Source organism: Salinimicrobium profundisediminis, assembly GCF_026241755.1.
Classification (GTDB): Bacteria; Bacteroidota; Bacteroidia; order Flavobacteriales; family Flavobacteriaceae; genus Salinimicrobium; species Salinimicrobium profundisediminis.
Map to the genome: position 1 here is coordinate 153480 of NZ_JAPJDA010000002.1, position 21692 is coordinate 175171.

General features: G+C 41.5%; 14 protein-coding genes. 1 reads left to right on the plus strand and 13 read right to left on the minus strand.

Annotation, left to right across the window (positions count from 1 at the left end; translation table 11 throughout):
• Positions 1-3 precede the first annotated feature (3 nt).
• Positions 4-2802, minus strand: a complete 2799-nt coding sequence (locus tag OQ279_RS01875) for a carboxypeptidase-like regulatory domain-containing protein (protein WP_266068068.1) — start codon at positions 2800-2802, stop codon at positions 4-6.
• Positions 2803-2895: 93 nt separating this feature from the next.
• Here OQ279_RS01875 and OQ279_RS01880 point away from each other — a divergent pair, with 93 nt between their 5' ends.
• A complete protein-coding gene (locus OQ279_RS01880) occupies positions 2896-3957 on the plus strand; it encodes an endonuclease/exonuclease/phosphatase family protein (protein ID WP_370866484.1) in 1062 nt (353 codons plus the stop codon).
• On the opposite strand, the gene OQ279_RS01885 is transcribed toward OQ279_RS01880, so the two are convergent.
• The 12 genes from OQ279_RS01885 to uvrC form a co-directional block, all read right to left on the minus strand.
• A complete protein-coding gene (locus OQ279_RS01885; RefSeq protein WP_266068069.1) occupies positions 3954-4391 on the minus strand; it encodes a hypothetical protein in 438 nt (145 codons plus the stop codon). The genes OQ279_RS01880 and OQ279_RS01885 overlap by 4 nt on opposite strands.
• A gap of 88 nt (positions 4392-4479) precedes the next feature.
• A complete protein-coding gene (locus tag OQ279_RS01890) occupies positions 4480-6330 on the minus strand; it encodes an endonuclease (RefSeq protein ID WP_266068070.1) in 1851 nt (616 codons plus the stop codon).
• Positions 6331-6391: 61 nt separating this feature from the next.
• Positions 6392-7459, minus strand: a complete 1068-nt coding sequence (locus OQ279_RS01895) for a hypothetical protein (protein ID WP_266068071.1) — start codon at positions 7457-7459, stop codon at positions 6392-6394.
• Between the two features lie 10 nt (positions 7460-7469).
• Complete coding sequence (locus OQ279_RS01900) at positions 7470-9977, minus strand: TonB-dependent receptor (protein ID WP_266068072.1); 2508 nt, start codon at positions 9975-9977, stop codon at positions 7470-7472.
• A gap of 184 nt (positions 9978-10161) precedes the next feature.
• Positions 10162-11796, minus strand: a complete 1635-nt coding sequence (gene pgi / locus OQ279_RS01905; protein ID WP_266068073.1) for a glucose-6-phosphate isomerase — start codon at positions 11794-11796, stop codon at positions 10162-10164.
• Position 11797: 1 nt separating this feature from the next.
• Complete coding sequence (locus OQ279_RS01910) at positions 11798-13036, minus strand: peptidoglycan DD-metalloendopeptidase family protein (protein ID WP_266068074.1); 1239 nt, start codon at positions 13034-13036, stop codon at positions 11798-11800.
• A 13-nt stretch (positions 13037-13049) separates the two neighbouring features.
• A complete protein-coding gene (locus tag OQ279_RS01915) occupies positions 13050-14003 on the minus strand; it encodes a tryptophan 2,3-dioxygenase family protein (protein WP_266068075.1) in 954 nt (317 codons plus the stop codon).
• 2 nt (positions 14004-14005) lie between these two features.
• Positions 14006-14779, minus strand: coding sequence for a DUF3108 domain-containing protein (locus tag OQ279_RS01920; RefSeq protein ID WP_266068076.1), 774 nt, complete (start codon positions 14777-14779; stop codon positions 14006-14008).
• A 295-nt stretch (positions 14780-15074) separates the two neighbouring features.
• Positions 15075-16211 carry a 4-hydroxyphenylpyruvate dioxygenase gene (gene hppD, locus OQ279_RS01925; RefSeq protein WP_266068077.1) on the minus strand — a complete coding sequence of 379 codons (1137 nt, stop codon included), beginning with the start codon at positions 16209-16211 and terminating at the stop codon, positions 15075-15077.
• Positions 16212-16303: 92 nt separating this feature from the next.
• Complete coding sequence (locus OQ279_RS01930; RefSeq protein ID WP_266068078.1) at positions 16304-17464, minus strand: homogentisate 1,2-dioxygenase; 1161 nt, start codon at positions 17462-17464, stop codon at positions 16304-16306.
• A 113-nt stretch (positions 17465-17577) separates the two neighbouring features.
• A complete protein-coding gene (locus OQ279_RS01935; RefSeq protein WP_266068079.1) occupies positions 17578-19800 on the minus strand; it encodes a patatin-like phospholipase family protein in 2223 nt (740 codons plus the stop codon).
• The gene (uvrC, locus tag OQ279_RS01940; RefSeq protein ID WP_266068080.1) at positions 19793-21592 is read right to left on the minus strand and encodes an excinuclease ABC subunit UvrC; all 1800 of its coding nucleotides are present in this window, start codon (positions 21590-21592) and stop codon (positions 19793-19795) included. The genes OQ279_RS01935 and uvrC overlap by 8 nt, the downstream gene beginning before the upstream one ends.
• Positions 21593-21692: the final 100 nt, after the last annotated feature.

A 21692-nucleotide genomic window follows, 5' to 3' on the forward strand; every position in this document is an offset into this window, starting at 1 on the left:
TTTTTAGAATCTTAAATAAACGTGAGCGTAATAAGTAGTGCCGGGGCCAAACCAGTATTTAGATCCAAAAAGGGGTTTATCCCTCTCCATATCGGCTTTAAGCAGCGTGTAATTGACGTTGCGGGACTGTTCATAACCTCCGGTTTTGTAGGTGGTATCCAGTATGTTGTTGAGGCTGGCAAAAATGCCAAAAAACCTGTTCTTAATTCTCCAGGATTTACCTCCCACCACATTTACCAGCATGTAGCTTTCAAATTCTTCCTGCTTCAATAATTGTTTTGCTATGAATTCATCAAAATTCAGCAGCGGCAAGCCATCAAGGTCGGTCTCAAAATTTTTGGTCCGTGGAAGAGGGGCAACATCTATAAAGGATTTAGAAAAGAAGTTGGCAGAAGCCGAGACCCACCAATACGCAGGATCCCGATATTCAAACCCTACCTGTACTGCTCGCTGCGGACCACCCGGAAGCCTGTATCCCTCCAGGAAAGTCTGCCCCATGTGGCGGACTTCAGTAAAATCATCTGAAGTGAGGTAGATATTGGGATTACTTTGGTACATGTATTCACCAATTGAACCCGCAGAGCGTATTTTTAGGGTAGTAGTAACCGGAATTTCCAGCCCAAATTCAACCCCCACATGCCGCTTATCTATACCGGTCATAATTTCCTGAACAAAGGCGTTGGTTACGTCTCTTCCTGAACCTGCAAGCCCATCGGCATAATAGAAGGAAACTTCGGTAGCGTCTTCAAATAGACCATAAAATCCGGTGATTCTTCCGGTGAGAAAAGGCATTCGGATTTGGTAACCTGCATCGGCAGTCATTATTTTTTCACTCCTGAGCCCAAGAACCACATCATTGTTTTGCCGCGCATTTGAGAAACTATTTCGCAACGCCGGAGGTTTGGTAAACCCAGAAAGATTAGTACTGAAGTAATTCCTGCCATTCAATTTATAGGTGATCCCGCCCTTCACACCGTAATTCCCAAAGTTGATTTTTTCGCTTTCTTCCAGGGAATTGTCGGGGAAATTGCCATTCTGAAAGTGGCCGGTGCGCCGGTAAGTGGTAGCCGAAGTTTCGATAGCCAGGTAAGTCTCTATTTTCTGAAGGTTAAACTCCGCCTGAAGAAATCCGCCGCCTTTCGTGGCATCAAAGCTGTAGTGGTACTTAAAAATGTCATTTTCGGAAACTAATTTATTTGGATTCTTGAGGTCATTCTGCGCCTTTGATCCTGTTGAAAAGGCATCGACATCCAAAAAAGAGGTTGCACCAAAGAGATCAAGTACCGAAGCAAAATTTTCACTTTCAAGCTGCCTGAAATCTACACCTCCCGTGATTGCAAGTTGAGAAGAGACCACATACCTGAAATTTGAGGCTGCAGAAATTTGCCGGTCATCGACCCTGTCTTCATAAAGAGCATAAACCGCGTTACCGCCAGCTACGGTAGCCGATTCATTTGCAAGATAGAGTTCACCCCAGTTAATTTGCCCAAAGCTCCGGAATTCCTGCTCTGCCAGGTAAGCTTCCCTGAAATTTTGTGCATCTGTGAATCTTAGAAAGTAAGATGGCAGCTTTTGATAATAGGCAGGGTCGGGATTGCTGCCCCCGCCCAAAAAGATATCTTCGGTACCCTCACGATATAACCGGCTACCGCCATATTCAATTCTGCTGTTCCCAATCTTCCCAAACTGGTATGCGACACCGGTATTTATTTCAAGAGCTTTATTCACAGTCCAGGAATGGTTGAGCATAAATACAGGTTCCTCTACAACCTGCACCCGTGAATTCCTAATCTCTCCATCCTGCCATCCCCAATACGCATTGTAGCTGTTCCCTTTCAACTCAAAAACTTCCTGAGTGTTGGGCGAATTTCGGCCGCGTTTGTTTGGAGTGTAGAATCCGGTGAAATTCAGGCTATGCGAATCATTGATTTTCTTTTCTACGGAAGCAAAAAATGAGTTGGCGTCATAGATAGTCCCGTCAACAAAACTTTCTTCAGCAAAACGCCTTGCCACAGAAAAAGAATACGCCCAGCCTGAAGCCAATAAACCACTATGGTAGCTGCCCATAGCCCTCCCGGAATACGACCTGTTGGCCACGGCATAAGAAAATTTGCCGCCGTGGGTATATTGAGAAGCCCTCATGATGATATTCGTGGTACCGGCCGGCCCTCCAAATGAGACCGAAGAAGGGGTGGTGCCGTTAGAGAATTCCTGGTTGCGTTGCACATCATTTAATCCGCCCCAATTGCTCCACAACGGCCTTCCGGAAAAAATTTTATTCATTTCTATACCGTTGATGAGTACTTTCCCATATTCACTGTCGTAACCGCGAGGCCGAAAAAAGTTGGGACTAAAGTCGAAAGCAGCTGCATTCAGAAAAACATCTTTAGAAGCCTGCAAGAGCCACGAAATATTTGATACACTTTGTTCTTCGTCCAGCTCGTGGTCGCCAAGAGATATGATTTCGGTTTGCCGCTGCATTTCGGGCAGGTTGGGAACTAAAGGAATCTGGCCGAGGTTTATATCTTCAGAAGTAATTTTAAGCGGAAAATGTTTGCTGAAAAAGCCATTTTTGGAGAGTGTAAGAATTTGCTCTCCCTGCGGAAGCCCTTCAGAAAAAACAAAAACACCTTCAATATCTGAAGTTTTCTCCACGACAGCATTGGAAATAGTAACAGAAACGCCACTAAGAGGCTCTCCCGAAACCTGATCGATCACAACACCGCTAACCTGCTGCCCAAAAGCAGCTGCAGACAGAAACAGGAAAGAAAACAGGATCCTCCCAAAAGAAAATATTTTCATAAAACATTACAGGGGAGGCATTTATGGAGCAATAATACATTTTTTATTCTATCTTTAATCTGATTCCTATCATTTTTAACAAAAGAAAATCCGGTGCTGCAAAAATCACTTAATTTATTGATCCTTAGCATCTCCATTCTTGCTTATCAACTGGCAGAAGCACAGGAAAAAAGGGACTATAATGCTTACAGTATCGGTTTTTATAATGTTGAAAACCTCTTCGATATTTACGATTCCCCAGACACTTTTGATGAAGATTTCACACCTTCGGGCAAGTACAGATGGACAGAAAAACTATACCAAAAGAAGCTGGAGAACCTGGCGCGGGTGATAAGCAGCATGGGAAGAGAGGAGCTGCCATCACCCCCAGCAATTGTGGGGCTATGTGAGATCGAGAACCTTCAGGTGCTGGAAGACCTCGTAAAAATGCCACTTTTGGCACCCTATAATTACCAGATCGTGCACAGCGACTCTCCAGATGAAAGGGGTATTGATGTCGCACTACTCTACAGAGCAAATACCTTTAAGTTAAAGGACTGGAAGAAACATACGCTATTGATCTACGAGGCAAAAAACACTTCTAAAAGGGATTTTACCCGAGATCAACTGGTAGTGAGCGGATCTATAGACAGCGAGGATATTCACTTTATTGTAAATCACTGGCCTTCGCGCAGTGGCGGGGAAAAACTAAGCAGTTATAAGAGAGCAGAGGCTGCGAGGCTTAATAAATCCATTGTAGACTCTCTACAAAGGCAGGATCCTTATGCCATGATAGTAAATATGGGAGATTTTAATGATGATCCAGCCAATGCCAGCCTGAACAAAATCCTGGGAGCCAGGGCAAAGAAGGAGCAGGTAGAATTTGGTGGATTATACAATCCTTTTGCTGCAATTGCTTCGGAAGGAGCCGGAACTTCGGCATATCGCGACCAGTGGAATTTGTTTGACCAGATTCTGGTATCAAAATCTTTAATAGAAAAAAGCCCTGAAAAACTGACATTTTTCAGGGCTTATATTTTTAATCCGCTGTTTCTTATTACCTCTAAGGGGACTTATAAGAATTATCCTTTCCGAAGTTTTGGACAGTCAGGATTTACGAGTGGATTTAGTGATCACTTTCCGGTGTACATCATCCTAACCAAAGAAGCCGATTAGAACCAGGCAGACCATGGAATTCGCGAAAGCACAAAAACCAGGGCAAGACCGTAGAATATACCGAGTGTTTTAAATTTTTGGTTAGACAGGCGCTTATTTTTGTGTTTTGAATATCCAATAGTGATCAATGCCACAGCAATAACCATTATAAGCGGGTGCTCCACAAGGTAAAGTCGCAAGGTGGAATCTTTCATTACCTCTCCCATTCCCAGTTGCCCAAAGGCTTTAAAATAGGGAGAAATAAAGTAGAGAACAATCCCAATAAGAAGCTGGATATGCGACACAATTAGCGAAAATAAAGCCAATCGAAAATCTGTTGCAGCATATTCTTTTTTCGAGGAAATGCCAATGATAAAATTCACAGTTGCAACAAGAAGGACCAGCAAGACCAGATACGCCCACCAGGAGTGGATAAAGAGTACAGTTTCGTGCATAATAGTAGATTTATTGGGGTAAAGATAAGTTATTTAAATAAAAAAACCGCTCCAGGAAAGGAGCGGCTTGTATGATGGATTTCACAATTTAAAAGGCTCCAAGACCTTCGGTATTCTCATCGCTGAAAGTTTCCCACTCATCGGGCACAAAGGTAGTATTGGGTGTGGATCCGGGTTTTCTTCTAAGATTCACATCTTTTGCAAAATCGGCACCTCCTTTTTCACCCAGCATATCAACCAGTACACCGTCAAGGAAAAGTCCTATTGGATCATTCCCGTTGAAGTTTACAACCTGGTGATCGGTTTTGATATCGGCAGCATCAAGAAGACCCTGCCTGTCGGCATCAACATTCACAATTACGAGAACTTCTCCTGCCTCTAAGGTATACCCGGCAAGGCTAAATTCATTATCCCAGGTTTCTCCTGCATTGGTGATCTTCATAAGCGAATAAGAATCAAGATCTACAGAATCATCTGAAAAGTTGGCAATTTCAAGAGCTTTATTAAATCCAAAAGAACCTTCAATATATTCAGAAATAATTACTGAAGAAGCTCCTTCAGAATCACCTGTATCAGCATCTGTTGTACCTTCAACAGCAGTACTTTGAGCTGAAGTATTGTTGTAGATATCTACAGCTGCAACAGTAAATGAATAAGTTTGATCGGCATCAAGACCGGCAATAGTATATTCTACAGTTTCTACATTCTTATAGAATTCACCATCAATGTAAATATCATAACCCTGAACAACTGCATTATCTGAGGATGCAGTCCAGGACAATGAGATACTTGAAGAACTGGATCCTGTCACAGCAAGATCTTGTGGCACAGATGGTGCCTCTTCATCGGCAATGGTGGTTACTTCAAGAGCTGTACTTTCATCGGAATCGTTACCAGCCGAATCTCCAGCAGCTACTGTGATGGAGTAAGTTGTTCCGGGTGCCAGGTCAATAATATTAGCAGTTGTTGAAGTAACAGTTGTATAGTACGCTCCATTCACTTCAATATAATATTTTGTTACCGCAACATTATCTGTTGAAGCATTCCAGGAGATCTTGATATTTTCGAAACCTTTTTCATCTACAGTAAGACCTTCAGGAACAGATGGAGCTTCATCATCTGTAGAATCGGCTTCGCCATCCCAGCGGTTTTCAGCCTCGTCTCCACCCCAAATGTTGGTTGCCAGGTGAGGGTTATCTATAAAAGGGTTCCTGTTACCCTGGGCATCGAAAATAACTTCGTTTCTCTGGATCTCGAAATTGGAAACAGGGTCTTCAGCATTCCATTCCAGGAACAGGTCAAGGTCACCAACTTCGTCAAAAGGCTCATTGTATCTAAGGTTCATGTACATGATCATCCTGGCAACATCTCCACGCCATTCATCACCTGGATAGAAAGCGTTATTATTAACCAGTTTATACTGTCCATCGCCATCAACATAAGGAAAGTTCAACCTTGACTCATTTATTTCAATATCGGCCACCCGCAGAATGTGAAGGTCGGCAATGGCGTCACCCTCAAGAAGAGATTTTGGATAAACGTGCTCTGTGTTGAAGGTTTGAACATCATTAGGATTTCCTGAAGATTGGTACTCATCTTTACTTCTGCTTTCGCCCGAATATAATAAGAGGACATTTGCAGGATTGGATGGATCTTCATCGGCATCATAGAGGTAATCATGACGATCTATATACCCCAGAATATTTTTATGTTTCTCTATGGTAAGAACTGCAAGTTCATCATAAAGCTCTTCAGTAGAAAGTGTAAAATCGACACTGTCATAATACCCAACCAGGGCATCGGGAATCACATAAATGCTTTCTTCCGAAGGAACCTCGGGATCTACAGGCGGATTAGGTACTTTATTATTATCATCGTCTGTACTACAGGCAAATAGGAATAAAAAACTGACTAATAGTGAATAAATATTTTTTTTCATTCTTGTAAATATGGATAAAAAAAAACCGCCACTAAGAGTGACGGTTTGAAGTGTTTTGCTGTTATTCGTTGAGGACGAATTCCCCTTCATCATTTACGATGACATTTACGCTATATGTAGCAGGTGCTCCTGCATAACCTATAAAGTAAACGAGGAACTTCTGGCCTATTTCAGCTTCTGGGAATCTTGCCTCCAGAACAGTAATGATATTTTCAAATGCTGCATCATAATCATCCTGATCCCAATAGTTGAAGTTACCGTATTTTCCATTTCCGGTAAGAGTATAATCTGCAGGAGTTAATGTATAGATAATAGTGTTATCTGGTTCCCAAACTTCACCATTGTGGCCATACTGTAGCAACATTTCAATAACGCCGCCAGTGGTAGTCCACTTTAAACCATTAAAATCTAATAACTGAAGTATCTCCTTTGTTTTACCGCCACCTAGATGAAGATCATAAATAACTGCTCTTTTTTCACCTTCAAGAGCATAAGGAAATCTTAATTTTAGAAAATTTGGAAGAAGATTTTCAGCATCTTCCCGATTTGAGAAATTCGCATATCTCTGCCCCATTTCATTATAATCTCCTTTTTCTAAAAGTACAGCTGGAAACCAAGTATTCTGGGCCTTCACAAATCTTTTAGTTTCAGTATTTGTTGAACCAGAGTAATATTCATAGGTCAATTCTACTGTCTCTCCGGTTTCTGCATCTGGAAATTTATTGCTTAAGAATCTCACCATATCATCTGCACTGTCAAAATTCTTAAAGTCGAAACCTAAGGCAACATAATCTTCTTCAGTAACTGTGTATTCTACGGCTTCATCAACTTCAATTAAAGGATTTGCCACATTAGCAGTGATAGAAGCTAAAGATTTACTCCCCCAAAGTGGGTAAGTTTCACCTAAATATTCGGTTATCTCAATATTGGCACTGTCTACTGATGCAAAATATTCATTCTTAAGTCCCATAGCTGTGTAATCCTCTTCGGTAAGTGTGTACTCAAGAATACCTACCAAAGGATCGGTTGCAATAATCTCATCGATCTCAGCATGAACGTCATCCATAGGTTCGCAACTGGTAAAAGTCGCCCCTATGACCATCATTAATAAATAAACTAATTTTTTCATTTTTCTTTTTTTAGAAATTAAGCTTTGTTCCGATGTTGAAGGTTCTTCCAAAACCATAGAAGAAACCACTGTCTCTGGCTACAGAAATATATTCTGTGTCCAATACGTTGTTTACGTTTCCAATCAATGTAGCATCAAATCCGCCAAAGTCGAAATTGTAAGTGACTCCAAAATCTACCAAACCATAGGCAGGTACTTCGTATGACTGTCCTAAAGTTGCGTCATCACGTCTTGCAGGGTCAAAGTCTGCATAAAGGGCATCAAAGTAATTCCAGTTTAAACGAATGTGAGTACCTTCCATGGGCTCGAAATCGGCACCGGCAGCAAAACTATTTTGAGCAGAACCACCAACTTTAAGACCCTCAACATAAAGGTTCACTTCGCGTAGAAATTGTCCTGTTTCATCAATTACCGCAACTCCTGTTACATCATTTTCCCAGGTCCAGTCTCCAATAGAAGCCATACCATTAAGAGTAAGGTTTTCGAATGGACGATAGTTAACTTCTAACTCGATACCCTGGTGAAGCGCATTAAGACCAAGAATGTTTGCTGAACCAAAAGTTCCATCTTCCTGACGGAAAGTTTCAGTTAATGTCTTGTCATCCCATTTTGTGTAGTAAGCGTTAAGATCTACTCTAAAGTTACGGCTTCTAAAACCGTATCCTAATTCTGCACTAAAGATCTTTTGATTCTCAGCATCTTCATTTATATCATTTGTATTATTAAGAAATACAGCGTTCATAAACGGTGCTTTTTCAAAATAGCCAATGTTAGCAAAAACATTGTGAGTATCAGTAAGGTTGTAGTTAGCACCACCTTTTGCACTGTAACCAAAGAAATCTACCCATTCGGTTTCCTGATTTCCTACTTCATATCTAAAGTAATCAATTCTTTTATAAGAAGTATTTGAAGCGGCAACGTTAATAAAAGCAGAAAGCTTATCTTTTGAATATTCTGCTTGTGCAAAAGCACCAAGCCATCCTACAAGACCATCATTATAGTAATCAATCTTATCTCCAACCTGAGCTGCATTTAAAGGATTATTTACGTTAGCATCATCAAAAACATATTGACCTCCTAATAAATCGGTAAGTTCAGTATAGTGCTCACCTTCGTAGTATCTTAAATCTATACCTCCCGTTACTTCAAGATTTTCTACTACTTCGGAAGAAATTGTAGAAAGAAGACCGTACCACTCATGGTTGTTTCTTGAAGCTCTCAAGTAAGTTTCTGAACCTAAAGCACCAAGCTCTACGTTTTCTTCTACAATAAGATCAAGGTTTACAGGCTGAAGAAAGCCGTCTCTGTATTTTGATTTAAGGCCAAACTTGTCGACACCACCAAATCCACCACCTCCACCGGAACCGAAGGAAGCATAAGCAACTGTTGACAATTTTGTGTTATCTGATATATCCCAGTAATGGTTTAGAGATATTTGTGGTTTATGGAAGAAGTTGTCTTCAATACTCACCACCTGCCCATCACGATAACCCCAGTCTCTGTTAAAGCGGGTACCGCTTTCGCTTTGTCTGTAAGTTATTAACTGCTCAGCATTTTGACGTTGACCATGTTCCTGTTGTGCACCAAAGGCAGTAAAGGAAAGTTCATGATCTTCACCAAGTTCTTTAGCCACATTTACGAAGTATGAAAAACCAGAGAATTGTGTGCCATCAACGTATCCATCTCCCTCAGTTTTGGAACCAGATACAGTTGCTGCCCAGCCATTATCCATTTTTCCGGTTGAAAGTGTTGCGCCCACTTTATTATACCCGTCATTTCCTAAAGAGTAAAGAACGCTTCCACCTTTTTCTGCATCGGTAGTTTTAGTTACAATGTTAATTGTTCCACCAATAGAAGGCACAGCAACTTTTGAAGCTCCAAGTCCACGTTGAACCTGCATAAATCTTGTAACATCTGAAAGACCAGCCCAGTTACTCCAGTATACACGACCATTTTCCATGTCGTTCACCGGAATCCCGTTGATCATCACGGCGATGTTCTCAGAATCGAAACCTCTCAGTCTAATTTCTGCATCACCAAAACCACCACCACCTTTGGTTGCGTAAACTCCCGGAGTGGATTTTAAAATTTCAGGAAATTCCTGATTTCCCAATCTTTGCTCAATTGCTTCAGCTTTAATCGTAGAAACAGCCACCGGAGTTTTACGATCAATCGCAATAGAATAAGAAGTAATGATCACTTCTTCTAATGCATCAGCATCTGGCGAAATTAAAATTCTGCCAAGATCAACAGTTTGTCCATTCTGAACTGTAAATGGCACGCGAATTGCTTCAAATCCTACGTAAGTAATTTCTACAACTCCCGATGTACGATCAGTCTGAATACTGAATTTTCCACCAAAATCGGTCATGCCACCTGCGTTGGTGCCCACTACCAGTACATTTGCCCCCGGTAGCGGCGCATCCATGTCAGAATCGATTACCGTACCGGTAATTGTTCCTTGTGCAAAAATTGTAGCTGACGTTAAAAATAACGCTAACGCTAAAAATTTTCTCATTGTGTAATTTGTTAGTTTGTGTTTATAAAGTTGCTGCAAAAGAACAACTTTCTTTAAAAATATCCTTTAACTAAAGGTTAAGAATTTTTCACAAAAAACAAGAGGTTTTCAACAAAGACAAAACAAAACAACCCCCTGTTTACCAGAGGGTTGTTTAATAAATGAATATTTAGCTAACTAACTGTTATTCTGAAAGATAAAATTTTAACAAATTCGTAGTGGAAGAATCATGCGTTCCCACGTCATTTTTCTCGATTTCATCAAGAATTGCAGTTGCAAGTTGCTTGCCCAGTTCTACCCCCCATTGATCGTAACTATATATGTTCCAGATAATACCCTGAACAAAAATTTGATGTTCGTACAATGCAATTAGCTTTCCAAAGCTTTCAGGAGAAAGTTGATCTACAAGAATAGTGGTGGTAGGATTATTCCCCTTAAAAACCTTAAATGGCAATATTTTTTCAATCTTTTCTTCGGAAGTATTTTTATCCTCCAGTTCTTTTCGAACTTCTTCTGAAGATTTTCCCTGCAGTAAAGCTTCGGTCTGTGCAAAATAGTTTGCCATCAACTTATTATGATGCTCCTGCTCGTTATGGAGAGACTTTCTGAAGCCAATAAAATCGGCAGGAATAAGTTTTGTTCCCTGGTGAATAAGCTGGAAGAAAGCATGCTGCGAATTAGTACCGGGTTCACCCCAAACGATGTTTCCGGTTTGGTAGTTCACCTCGTTTCCATTGCGATCTACACCTTTTCCGTTACTTTCCATAATTGCCTGTTGCAGGTAAGCAGGGAAACGGTGAAGGTACTGCGTATAAGGAATGACTGCCTGGGTTTCAGCTTTAAAGAAGTTGTTGTACCAGACTGTCAAAAGTGCCAGTTGAATGGGAATATTTTTTTCGAACGATGTCTCCTTAAAATGTTCATCCATTTTTCGGGCACCTTCGAGTAGCGCATTAAAATTGTCATACCCTATAGAAAGACTTATAGAAAGCCCCACAGCGCTCCAGAGAGAAAAACGGCCTCCAACCCAGTCCCACATGGGGAAAATGTTCTGAGTTTCAATCCCAAACTCTTCTACCGCCTTTACATTACTCGAAACAGCTACAAAATGTTTAGCCACAGCATCGGCCGGTGCTTTTTTGGTGAACCACTTTCTAATTGTAGTGGAATTTGCCAAAGTTTCCTGAGTTGAGAAAGATTTAGATACGATAATGAAAAGGGTAGTCTCAGGATTAAGGTCTTTAATTACCTCCTGTACATGGTCTCCATCAACATTAGATACAAAATGTACTTTCAGATGGTTTTTATAATACTCAAGTGCTTCAGTAACCATTACCGGGCCAAGGTCTGAGCCCCCAATCCCAATGTTCACAACATCGGTGAAAGCCTTACCTGTAAAGCCTTTTTTGGCACCTGTAATAACCGAATAAGAAAACTCCCTGATCTTCTCTTTGACCTCATAGACTTCAGGCATTACGTTCTCACCGTCAACTCTCACATCGGCATCAGCTTTGCTTCTCAAGGCTGTATGCAATACGGAACGCCCCTCGGTCCTGTTGATTTCTTCCCCTTCAAAAAGGGCATTTATAGCCTCCTTTAATCCGGCTTCTTCAGCAAGAGCAGTAAGGAGGTCACGTGTTTCTTCAGTAATTAAATTTTTGCTGTAGTCTACATAAAAATCTTCCCACTTAAGAGTAAAGGCATCGGCCCGATTAGGGTCTTTTTGAAAAGCTTCCTTTAGGTTAAGATCTTTTATTTCAGAAAAGTGAGCCTGAAGTTTTTTCCAGGCTTTGGTATGGATTGGATTAGTGTTAGTCATTTTAAATAGGTTCTTTAAATTCAATTTTTCCCAGCTCCGTCTTCAAAGGCTCAATAGCCGCAAAGTAAGACGGGATGTATTTATCTTCAATAGGCTCGGCTGCCGGAAGGTTTTGACGGAATGGATCTACCTGCACGCCATTCTTCCAGAAGCGGTAGCAAACATGCGGCCCGGTGGCCAGTCCTGTACTACCTACATAGCCAATAATATCTCCCTGCTTTACACGCTGCCCCTGCTTTACCGCACGTTTTGACATGTGCAGGTACTGGGTGGTATAGGTGCCGTTGTGTTTTATCTTAACATAATTACCATTTCCGGCAGTGTAGGAAGATGCGATAACCACACCATTTGCTGTGCTCCAAATTGGCGTACCATGAGGTGCTGCGTAATCTGTACCTTTATGAGCCTTCCATCTTTGCTGCACCGGATGAAATCTTCTAGGGCTGAAACGAGACGAAATACGGGTAAAGTTAAGCGGTGCCTTTAAAAAGAAACTCTGTAGCGGGCGAGCTTTTTCATCGTAATAATCACGCTCTCCCGAAGTAGAATCTACCATGAAATTAAAAGCGTAATAAGGCTTATCTTCATGGTAAAAAACCGAAGCTTCAATATTCTCGATCCCGGCATAAATGCTGTCATTAATGTAACGCTCGTTGTAGACCAGCTTAAACCTGTCTCCTTTCTGCAACCTGAAAAAATCTATACTCCACTGGTAAATATTGCTCATTTCATGTGCAATAAGATAGCTTAGCCCCTCGTCTTGTATAGCCTCGGTCAAACTGGAATTTATCACTCCAGAAACTGATCTTTTTGTAATGGTAACGGGCTTTTTGGCAGTATATACCGAAATGCTGTCGCGTAGATCTACCACGGTATAATTTACAAGGTCGTTCTCATAAATAAATACATTTGGAGTTGCAGCCGAATCCCGGCTCTTTAAAATTGCATAGGGCTTGCCAAGAACTATTTTACGCGGATTAAAGGTATCCCGCACTTTGTTAACGATTTCAAAAATCTTATTCGGGTCTACCCCATGCGTGCCGAGAATAAGTCCAAAACTATCACCCGAACGTATGGTGTCGCGCACCACTTCATAATCATTTAATACAAAACCAAACTCTTTTACAATAGCTGGCGCCTTTACTTTAACAGTGTTATCGGCTATTTCGGGTTTTTCATTGTGGTTATTACAGGCAGTCATAACCATCATCAACATTAGCAGGTAACCAAGTCTTTTCACTTTCAATATTTTATTAATTTATCATTTCTTCTACCCATTGTCTACCCCATTCCTTTTTTTCCTCTTCACTCCAAAGTTCGGGAAAGAAGAAAATCCTTTGAAAACTGGGCGGCAAAAACTCTTTCCAGTTTGTACCTCCCGTAGCTTTTACAGCGTGTTTCTTCACCACAAGGTAGCGTTGCGCTGCACCAATATGAACCAGAAGCCAGTTTACATTGACTGCAACATCCAGATTACGCAACGCCGAAATAAGATTTTTATTGTTTTTTTCTTCCTGCGGAAGTTTGTCATATAGTGCAAGAAGGTTTTTACCCTGAAGCTTATGAGCTAGCCGCAAGAACTCGTCATCATATTTTTGTTCAAACTGCTTAAGGGTAAGTGTTTTCTCTCCCGTATCTGAACTAATCCCGCCACGCTTCCAATAGATGTTTTGATACACCTCCTGAAGGTTAGTATTAGCGCGATATGCTTCCCGATTTGCCTGCAACACCAGGTTTTGTAGTGGAGTTGCATAAATCTCTATCATCCTGAACTGGGCAGACTGGAATCCGCTGGCCGGTAAAAGGGCCATCCTGAATTTAAGGAACTGCTCCCGGTCCATCCCCTTAATCATTACATCAAAAGAATGGGCTAGAATGTGGAAGTATCGTACAATACGATTAAGCCTTTCAGTAAAGAAATCGGCATTGAGCTCTTCAACTTCAACCAGCTGCTTCATTTCATGGAGCACCAGCTTAAAATAAAGTTCTGTAATTTGATGGTACCCTATAAAGATCTCCTCATCGGGAAAATGAGTTTTGGGTTTTTGCAGGCTCAAAAGGGTATCGAGTTCGATATAATCCCAGTAGGTAAGGTATTTGTCGTATAGTAGACCATCGAGATAAGAGCCAAGGTCCTGGCCAGAATTTCGGAATTTTTCTTCCAGCTGCCGCACCTTTTCGGCTATCTCGGGCTGTATGACGCTCATATTTAATTCATTATTATATTCAACGGATATTTCAAGCCTTTAAAAGCATCAATATCAGCATTCAGAGAACCTACAGCAAGATCGGCTTTGATCTTTAGGGGCATGCGATTTTTATCATCACTAACCCAAATGGTAAGGCTTTCTTTCTTTTCAAAAACCCTTCCTGCTAACACGTAGGGCCGAAATTTTAATGCCGCAATATTACCCATTTTTGTTTTTACGACCTCCCTCCCCAGGAATTTTAACTTAAAATCGTGATTCTCGTCATCAATAAACATTTTAATGCTAAACATCTCTCCCTTTTCAATAGCACTTACATCAAGATTATTACGCAGGTAATAAAAAGAAGAAAGCATATCCTGAACATTCTCGGGAATAGCGTAGGTATTCCTGGTGTTGCGTTTTCTATTAAAAACATGGGCGGTATTACTGTCATGATCAAAATCTACAAGAAGATCACGGGTATGGCCACCCTCATCTATTTGTCTTATAAACCTGAGAGGAGCACCACTCTTCTTATCCATAAAGGTTTCATAGTTGTCATCAACCTTAAAGAACAGGTGCAATAAGCCGGTAGATTTTCCCTGTCCCACTACATGGTAAACAGGTTTATTCCTTAAGGTGGTCTCCTTCACTTCAAGGGTGGCAAAGCTCGCGTTAAACATGCCGTAATGAATACGGAACCTAAACCATTCGCCGGCGTCAAAAGCCTGATGGGACTGAGCCGAAACATTGAGAGCTATAAGTGAAATTATAATCGCTGTAATCTTCTTCATTTTATACACGTAGGTTGTTTTGATATGACAATTACAATTTCTATTCCAAATGTATTAAAAACAAAAAGCCCCGTCAAACGAATGACGGGGCTTTTAATCTTATTAACCAACTAAAACTTAAATTATGAAAAAAAAGTAATTTTTTTCCCAATCCTGGTAACCACTCCAAAATTGCGGTGCAAAAGTCTTATATAAGTAGCTATTACACAACTAAAAAAATAACTTTAACGCAACTTTTTGTAAAAACCTATTTTTTTAAGTCTTAATCTACATTATCAATGAGTTGGTATCTAATTTATAGTGTTCCCCGCAAATTTTGTTCTCTTTCTATAGCTTCAAAAAGGGCTTTAAAATTACCTTTTCCAAAAGATTGAGCTCCTTTTCTCTGAATGATCTCAAAGAACATGGTTGGCCTGTCAAGAACCGGCTTGGTAAATATCTGTAACAGGTAACCTTCATCATCACGATCTATCAAAACCCCAAGCTCCTTTAACGGCTCGAGTTCTTCATCTATTTCTCCCACCCGATCTAAAACATCGTCGTAATATGCCTCGGGAACATAAAGAAATTCAACTCCCCGGTCTCTCAAAGCAGTAACCGTTTCTATGATATTATCTGTAGCCACAGCGATGTGCTGTACGCCGGCTCCATTATAAAAATCAATGTATTCTTCTATCTGGGACTTCTTCTTTCCTTCGGCGGGTTCATTAATAGGAAATTTGATACGGCCGTTACCGTTACTCATCACCTTACTCATCAAGGCGGTGTATTCCGTAGAAATATCCTTATCATCAAAAGAAACCATTTGTGCGAAGCCCATTACTTTAGCGTAGAACTCACACCACTTGTTCATTTCATTCCACCCCACATTTCCTACCATGTGATCAATGTATTTTAGACCTACATCCTTTACCTGGAAATTGGGTTTATATTCCTTGTAGCCCGGCATAAATGGCCCCGAATAATTTTTTCTTTCCACGAACACATGAACTGTTTCACCATAGGTGTGAATTCCCGAAAGCACTACATGCCCATGTTCGTCACTCACCTCTTTAGGCTCAAAATAAGATTTCGCACCTCGTTTTGTAGTCTCTTCATAACTCTTACGGGCATCATCTACCCACAGGGCTACTACTTTAACGCCATCTCCATGCTTGTCTATATGGGCATTTATTTCGCCTCCCGGTTGCAAAGGACTGGTAAGCACCAATCTGATCTTCCCCTGCTGCAGTACATAGGAAACCCTGTCTTTGCTGCCCGATTCAAGCCCCGAATAAGCTACAGGCTGAAAGCCCCAGGCCTGTTGGTAGTAGTAGGCTGCCTGCTTGGCATTCCCCACATAGAGTTCAACATAATCTGTACCCATTATGGGCAGGAAATCTTCTGCCTGTGGCACGGTCTTTTTTATTTCTGTTGTGTTTTCAGTAGACATAAATAAATATATTTTAGGCCGCTGTGCGACATGTTTCTTTAAAGTGTTATTTATTGAACCCTCAAAAATGCCATTTTTGAAAGGTTTTATTTTTAATGATCAAGCCATGATTTATGGTAAGAGTCATCTGCAATCTCCATGGCATCTTCGGTCACCATTAAGGGCTTAAAAGTATCTACCATCACTGCCAGCTCTTCGGTCTCAGTCTGGCCTATACTACGCTCTACCGCTCCTGGGTGTGGCCCGTGAGGAATACCCGCCGGATGCAAAGAAATATGCCCGGCTTCAATATCATTCCGGCTCATAAAATCGCCGTCTACGTAATATAAAACCTCATCGCTGTCTATATTGCTGTGACTGTAAGGCGCCGGTATACTTTCGGGGTGGTAATCGTAAAGACGGGGGCAAAAAGAACACACCACAAAGGCATCAGTCTCAAAAGTTTGGTGTACCGGTGGCGGCTGGTGAATTCGGCCGGTAATAGGTTCAAAATCGTGAATAGAAAAAGCATAGGGATAATTGTAACCATCGTAACCTACTACATCAAACGGATGCGATGCGTATACCATATCAAATATTTTCCCCTGTTTCTTGATCTTGATCAAAAAATCCCCTTTTTCATTATTTGTTTCCAGCTCATAAGGCCTTCTAATATCCCTTTCGCAAAAAGGCGAATGCTCCAGCAACTGCCCAAAATAATTACGGTAGCGTTTTGGGGTGTAAATTGGCCTTCTCGATTCTACAATGAACAACCTGTTCACTTCATCATCAAAATCAAGTTTATAAATGGTTCCGCGGGGAATTAGCAGGTAATCTCCGTATTTAAAATCCAGGTTTCCCAGGTGGGTTCTTAACTTCCCGCTGCCTTTATGAATAAAAAGCAACTCATCTGAATCTGCATTTTTATAGAAATAATCTTCTGTAGATTTTTGTGGCGCAGCCAGGGCAATATCTACATCGCTATTGGTAAGCACCACTTTTCGGCTCTTCAGGTAATCTGGGTCTGGTTTTACCTGGAAACCTTTAAACCTGTAAGACTGTATATTCTTTTCAGTAGCCACCTTCGGCTGTACATCATAGCTCCCTTTAATCTCTTTTACCTGCGTAGGCCGCTGCTCGTGATACATATTTGTATACATTCCGTCGAAGCCAATAGTTCCAAAAAGCTGTTCATAGTACAGGCTTCCATCGGGCTTTCTAAAGACGGTGTGTCTTTTATGCGGAATTTTTCCGAGGGTGTGATAAAAAGGCATGTTGTTTATTTTAATGAAAACGTTTTCGTAAATTTCCGTAATGAGTCTCAAAACTCCTGAAGGAACAGCTACAAATATGAACAATTTTTAGCTAAATATCCGTTAAAGGACCTCTAAAACCAGAAGCCCAGGCTAAAATACCACTGACTTTCCTTCCTTTCGGGGGAAATAGAATATTTTACCTCAACAGGACCTAAAAAGGTCTCCAGGCCGTATCCTATAGCATATCCCGAATACTCCGGCCACTTGATCCATTTCCCTCCTTCAAAAAGTTCATTTTCAACATTAGCAAAATTAGCGCTAAGAATAAGGTGGCTGTTTTCCAGAAATTTGTAATCAAGCTCCAGCAAACCTTTAGTAAAACTATCTCCCGAAAGGTTTATAAATTCATAGCCGTAAAAAGAGGTAAAATTGTTTATGAAGTCATTGCCGTAACCGCCCAAAAAGAAGTCAAAAATATTATTCGAACGACTACCAATCCTGAACCCCGCTTCCGAAGAAATTCTTACCGCCAACTGATCTACAGGAGAAAAAGCAGTTCCAAGAGTTCCCTTTGTGACAGAAAATGGTGAAAAATTATCTCTCGACGACAGGAGGTGCCAGTGAAAATCACTTTCAAAATAAACCCCGCGTGTGGGAAAATATTTAGAATCCCTGCTGTCGTAAAGCAAATATCCGAAAGGAGCATAATAAGAGCTGTCATCAAACTCTCCATTTGACGGCTGTGCAGGACCTGAGGTATTAAGCGTTTCTGAAGTTACACTAAGATGTTTGTGCTCCAGCCCTACCCCAAAAGAAAATACCTGCTGAAAAAGCGTCTCTAAATAAAGCTGATTTGTAAGATCTTCATAGTCTATCTCCAGTTTATTGATCCCTTCGCTTTCAAACCCCGAATTCTCGTTAGCGAGGTCAAACGAAACTCCTTTGCTAAAGCTATTGTACCTTGATCTAAACCCCACGCTCCAATAGTAGCCTTTATCAATATAGTAGTTGAAGTTATACCTAAAGTTATCTCCCAGGACCACATCAAGGGAACTTACATCATTAGCCACAAGAAAGCTTTTATGGGTGATATTAAGGAGTACACCGCTGTGATAGACGTTGTCATAATGCACACCCATTCTCAAAAGGGTTTTACTTGAATTTTCCTCGAGCTGCAGCACAAGGGCATGACCTCCGTTTGAAGGGGCAAGCCGGTAATTTATCCGGTTAAAGTTCCTGGTGGCCGAAAGGTTATTGATGCCAAGGTTTAAATCTCTGTAGGTAATAGTATCGGGCGACTGAATTTTCAATTTCCCCATAATATACGCCCTGGGATAAGATGTGTTCCCTTCTATCTGTACCCCGGTGATGTACAAAGATTCTACAGGTGAAATGTAATTCTGCGGTGCCGGCTTTTCTTTCTGCCTGGCCGCGATCTCCTTCAGGTTGGGTAACATTGCCCGCGCAGCGGCCTCGCCTTCATCAATGATCTCCCGGCCTTTTTCAAAAGAAACTACAGAGAAAGGTTTGATGTCAGGATCTATATAAACATCTGTCTTTTCAATTTTGTCGCGCATATCGGTGATGGTCCTGAAGTTACTTACCTGGGTGAGGATATCAAAAACCGACCTGAGTTCATCCCTTTTCATAAGGGTGTCCTGCACGTCGACACCAATAATGATATCTGCCCCCCTGCGCTTCACCTCTTCTACCGGATAATTATTTACAACTCCCCCGTCTACCAGCAATTGTCCGTCAATGATCACGGGACTGAACAGGCTTGGGATGGCTGCACTTGCCGAAATGGCCTGCGGGAGATGCCCCTCATCAAGCAAAACTTCCTTCCCCGTTTCAATGTTGGCAGCAACAGCGAAAAAAGGAATAGGCAAAGCCTCAAAATCCTGATTTTCCTCCAAATGCAGCGTTAGCTTAGACATGAGGTTGTAGACATTTTGCCCCCTTGAAAGCGCAGACGGGAAACTAATATTAAAATTATCAAAGGGCAGCGTAAGTGCATATTTTTCTGAATCCCTTTTCTCGTAAAAAGTCTTGGCACTGCGGGGTAGTTCGTCCTGGAGCAGGATATTAAAGTTGATGGTTTGAAAAATACTGTCCAGCTGGTGAGCCGAATAGCCTGCAGAATAAAGAGCCCCAACAATAGCCCCCATGCTGGTACCGCCAATAACATCAATGCGCACCCCGGCTTCTTCGAGCACCTTAAGCACCCCAATATGGGCCAGGCCTTTGGCCCCGCCCCCACTAAGTACCAACCCTACCTTTGGATCTTCCTGCTCCTGGGCAATTCCCGGCAGAAATCCCAAAAAAAGGAAAAATATGCAGAGTTTTTTAGTCATTTTCTGAATGGTAAAATTGATAGATCAGCGTGGCTTTGGATTTCCCAATGACCGAAGATAAACTTTCTATCGACGCTTCTTTCACTCTTTTTACAGACCTGAAATTCTTGAGCAACTCAACCACGGTTTTTTCTCCAATTCCCGGAATCTCTTCAAGTTCGGTATTAAGGGCAACACTGCTGCGCTTTTGCCTGTGAAAGGTAATACCAAACCTGTGCGCTTCATTCCTCAACTGCTGAATGATCTTAAGGGTCTCCGATTTTTTATCGAGGTATAAAGGAATAGAATCTCCCGGATAAAAAATTTCCTCCAGCCTTTTTGCTATTCCAATAATGGCGATCTTTCCTCTAAGCCCAAGTGTCTCCAAAGCTTTTACTCCCGAAGACAACTGACCCTTCCCACCGTCTACTATCACCAGCTGCGGCAAAGGTTCCCCTTCTTCCAGGAGTCTGCGGTACCGCCTGAAGACTACCTCTTCCATAGAAGCAAAATCGTTAGGCCCCTCAACAGTTTTAATATTGAATTTGCGGTAATCTTTTTTACTGGCTTTCCCATCTTTAAAGACCACACAGGCTGCCACAGGATTACTCCCCTGGATATTTGAGTTGTCAAAACATTCAATATGCCTTGGCTCCTCGTTTAGCCTGAGGTCCTGTTTCATCTGGGCCATAATACGGTTTACATGCCGGTCTGGATCTACGATCTTCATTTGCTTGAAACGCTCCTGCCTAAAGTATTTTGCATTTCTTGTAGAGAGATCTACAATTTGTTTTTTGTCTCCCAATACGGGCACAGTCACCTTAATTTCTTCACCCACATCAACCTTAAAAGGAACATATATTTCACGGGTGAGAGAATTGAACCTTTGCCTGATCTCGGTGATACCCAGTTCTAGTAGTTCCTGGTCTGTCTCGCTGAGCTTTTTCTTCATTTCTATAGTATGAGACCTTATAATGGCCCCGTGCGACAATTGTAAAAAATTCACATAGCCATACCCCTCATCGCTCACAATCGAGAACACATCTACATTGTTGATCTTTGGATTTACTACTGTAGATTTAGCCTGATAGTTCTCTAAAATGTCAATTTTGGTCTTGATTTTTTGCGCCTCCTCAAATTCCATTTTTTCGGCGTGGTCTTTCATTTGCTGCCTGAACTGCTGTAAAGAGTCCTTAAAATTTCCTTTGACGATTTGGCGTATGGCGTCAATCTTTTTCTGGTACTCTGCTTCAGCTTCATAGGCTTCACAAGGCCCCATGCAGTTCCCAAGATGGTACTCCAGGCACACTTTATACTTCCCGTTCCTTATTTTATCTTCAGCAAGGTCATAGTTGCAGGTGCGAAGAGGATAAACGCCCTTAATCAAGTCCATAAGCGTGTGTATGGTCTTAAAACTGGTAAAAGGGCCGTAGTATTCACTGCCATCCTTAACTAAGCGGCGGGTAGCAAAAACCCTCGGAAACCTCTCATTTTTGATACATATCCACGGGTAAGTCTTATCGTCTTTCAACATTACGTTGAAGCGCGGCTGGTGCTTCTTAATGAGGTTATTTTCCAGGAGAAGCGCATCGGTTTCCGAAGAAACCACAATATGCCTAATCTCATGGATTTTTTTCACCATCACGCGAATGCGATGGCTATCATTGTTCTTGGTAAAGTATGAAGTGACCCTTTTTTTGAGGTTTTTAGCTTTTCCCACGTAAAGGATCCTTCCGTTTTTGTCAAAGTACTGGTAGACCCCCGGATTTTCGGGGAGGGTTTTTAATTGTACTTCCAGCTTATTTTCCTCCATGCTTCAAAGGTAAAATATTAGAATTTGCCTTTTTGGATAGGTTCGGGTGTATAGTGTTAAAAATTTCTTCTGAAGCTTCAGGTGTCAAAAATGTCAAAAA

Excerpts from the sequence above, each read along its gene's own strand:
- OQ279_RS01920 (WP_266068076.1), bottom strand. The coding sequence starts at position 14,779 with ATGAAGAAGATTACAGCGATTATAATTTCACTTATAGCTCTCAATGTT.
- OQ279_RS01875 (WP_266068068.1), bottom strand. The coding sequence starts at position 2,802 with ATGAAAATATTTTCTTTTGGGAGGATCCTGTTTTCTTTCCTGTTTCTG.
- OQ279_RS01890 (WP_266068070.1), bottom strand. The coding sequence starts at position 6,330 with ATGAAAAAAAATATTTATTCACTATTAGTCAGTTTTTTATTCCTATTT.
- OQ279_RS01930 (WP_266068078.1), bottom strand. The coding sequence starts at position 17,464 with ATGCCTTTTTATCACACCCTCGGAAAAATTCCGCATAAAAGACACACC.
- OQ279_RS01900 (WP_266068072.1), bottom strand. The coding sequence starts at position 9,977 with ATGAGAAAATTTTTAGCGTTAGCGTTATTTTTAACGTCAGCTACAATT.
- OQ279_RS01885 (WP_266068069.1), bottom strand. The coding sequence starts at position 4,391 with ATGCACGAAACTGTACTCTTTATCCACTCCTGGTGGGCGTATCTGGTC.
- pgi (WP_266068073.1), bottom strand. The coding sequence starts at position 11,796 with ATGACTAACACTAATCCAATCCATACCAAAGCCTGGAAAAAACTTCAG.
- uvrC (WP_266068080.1), bottom strand. The coding sequence starts at position 21,592 with ATGGAGGAAAATAAGCTGGAAGTACAATTAAAAACCCTCCCCGAAAAT.
- OQ279_RS01935 (WP_266068079.1), bottom strand. The coding sequence starts at position 19,800 with ATGACTAAAAAACTCTGCATATTTTTCCTTTTTTTGGGATTTCTGCCG.
- hppD (WP_266068077.1), bottom strand. The coding sequence starts at position 16,211 with ATGTCTACTGAAAACACAACAGAAATAAAAAAGACCGTGCCACAGGCA.
- OQ279_RS01895 (WP_266068071.1), bottom strand. The coding sequence starts at position 7,459 with ATGAAAAAATTAGTTTATTTATTAATGATGGTCATAGGGGCGACTTTT.
- OQ279_RS01915 (WP_266068075.1), bottom strand. The coding sequence starts at position 14,003 with ATGAGCGTCATACAGCCCGAGATAGCCGAAAAGGTGCGGCAGCTGGAA.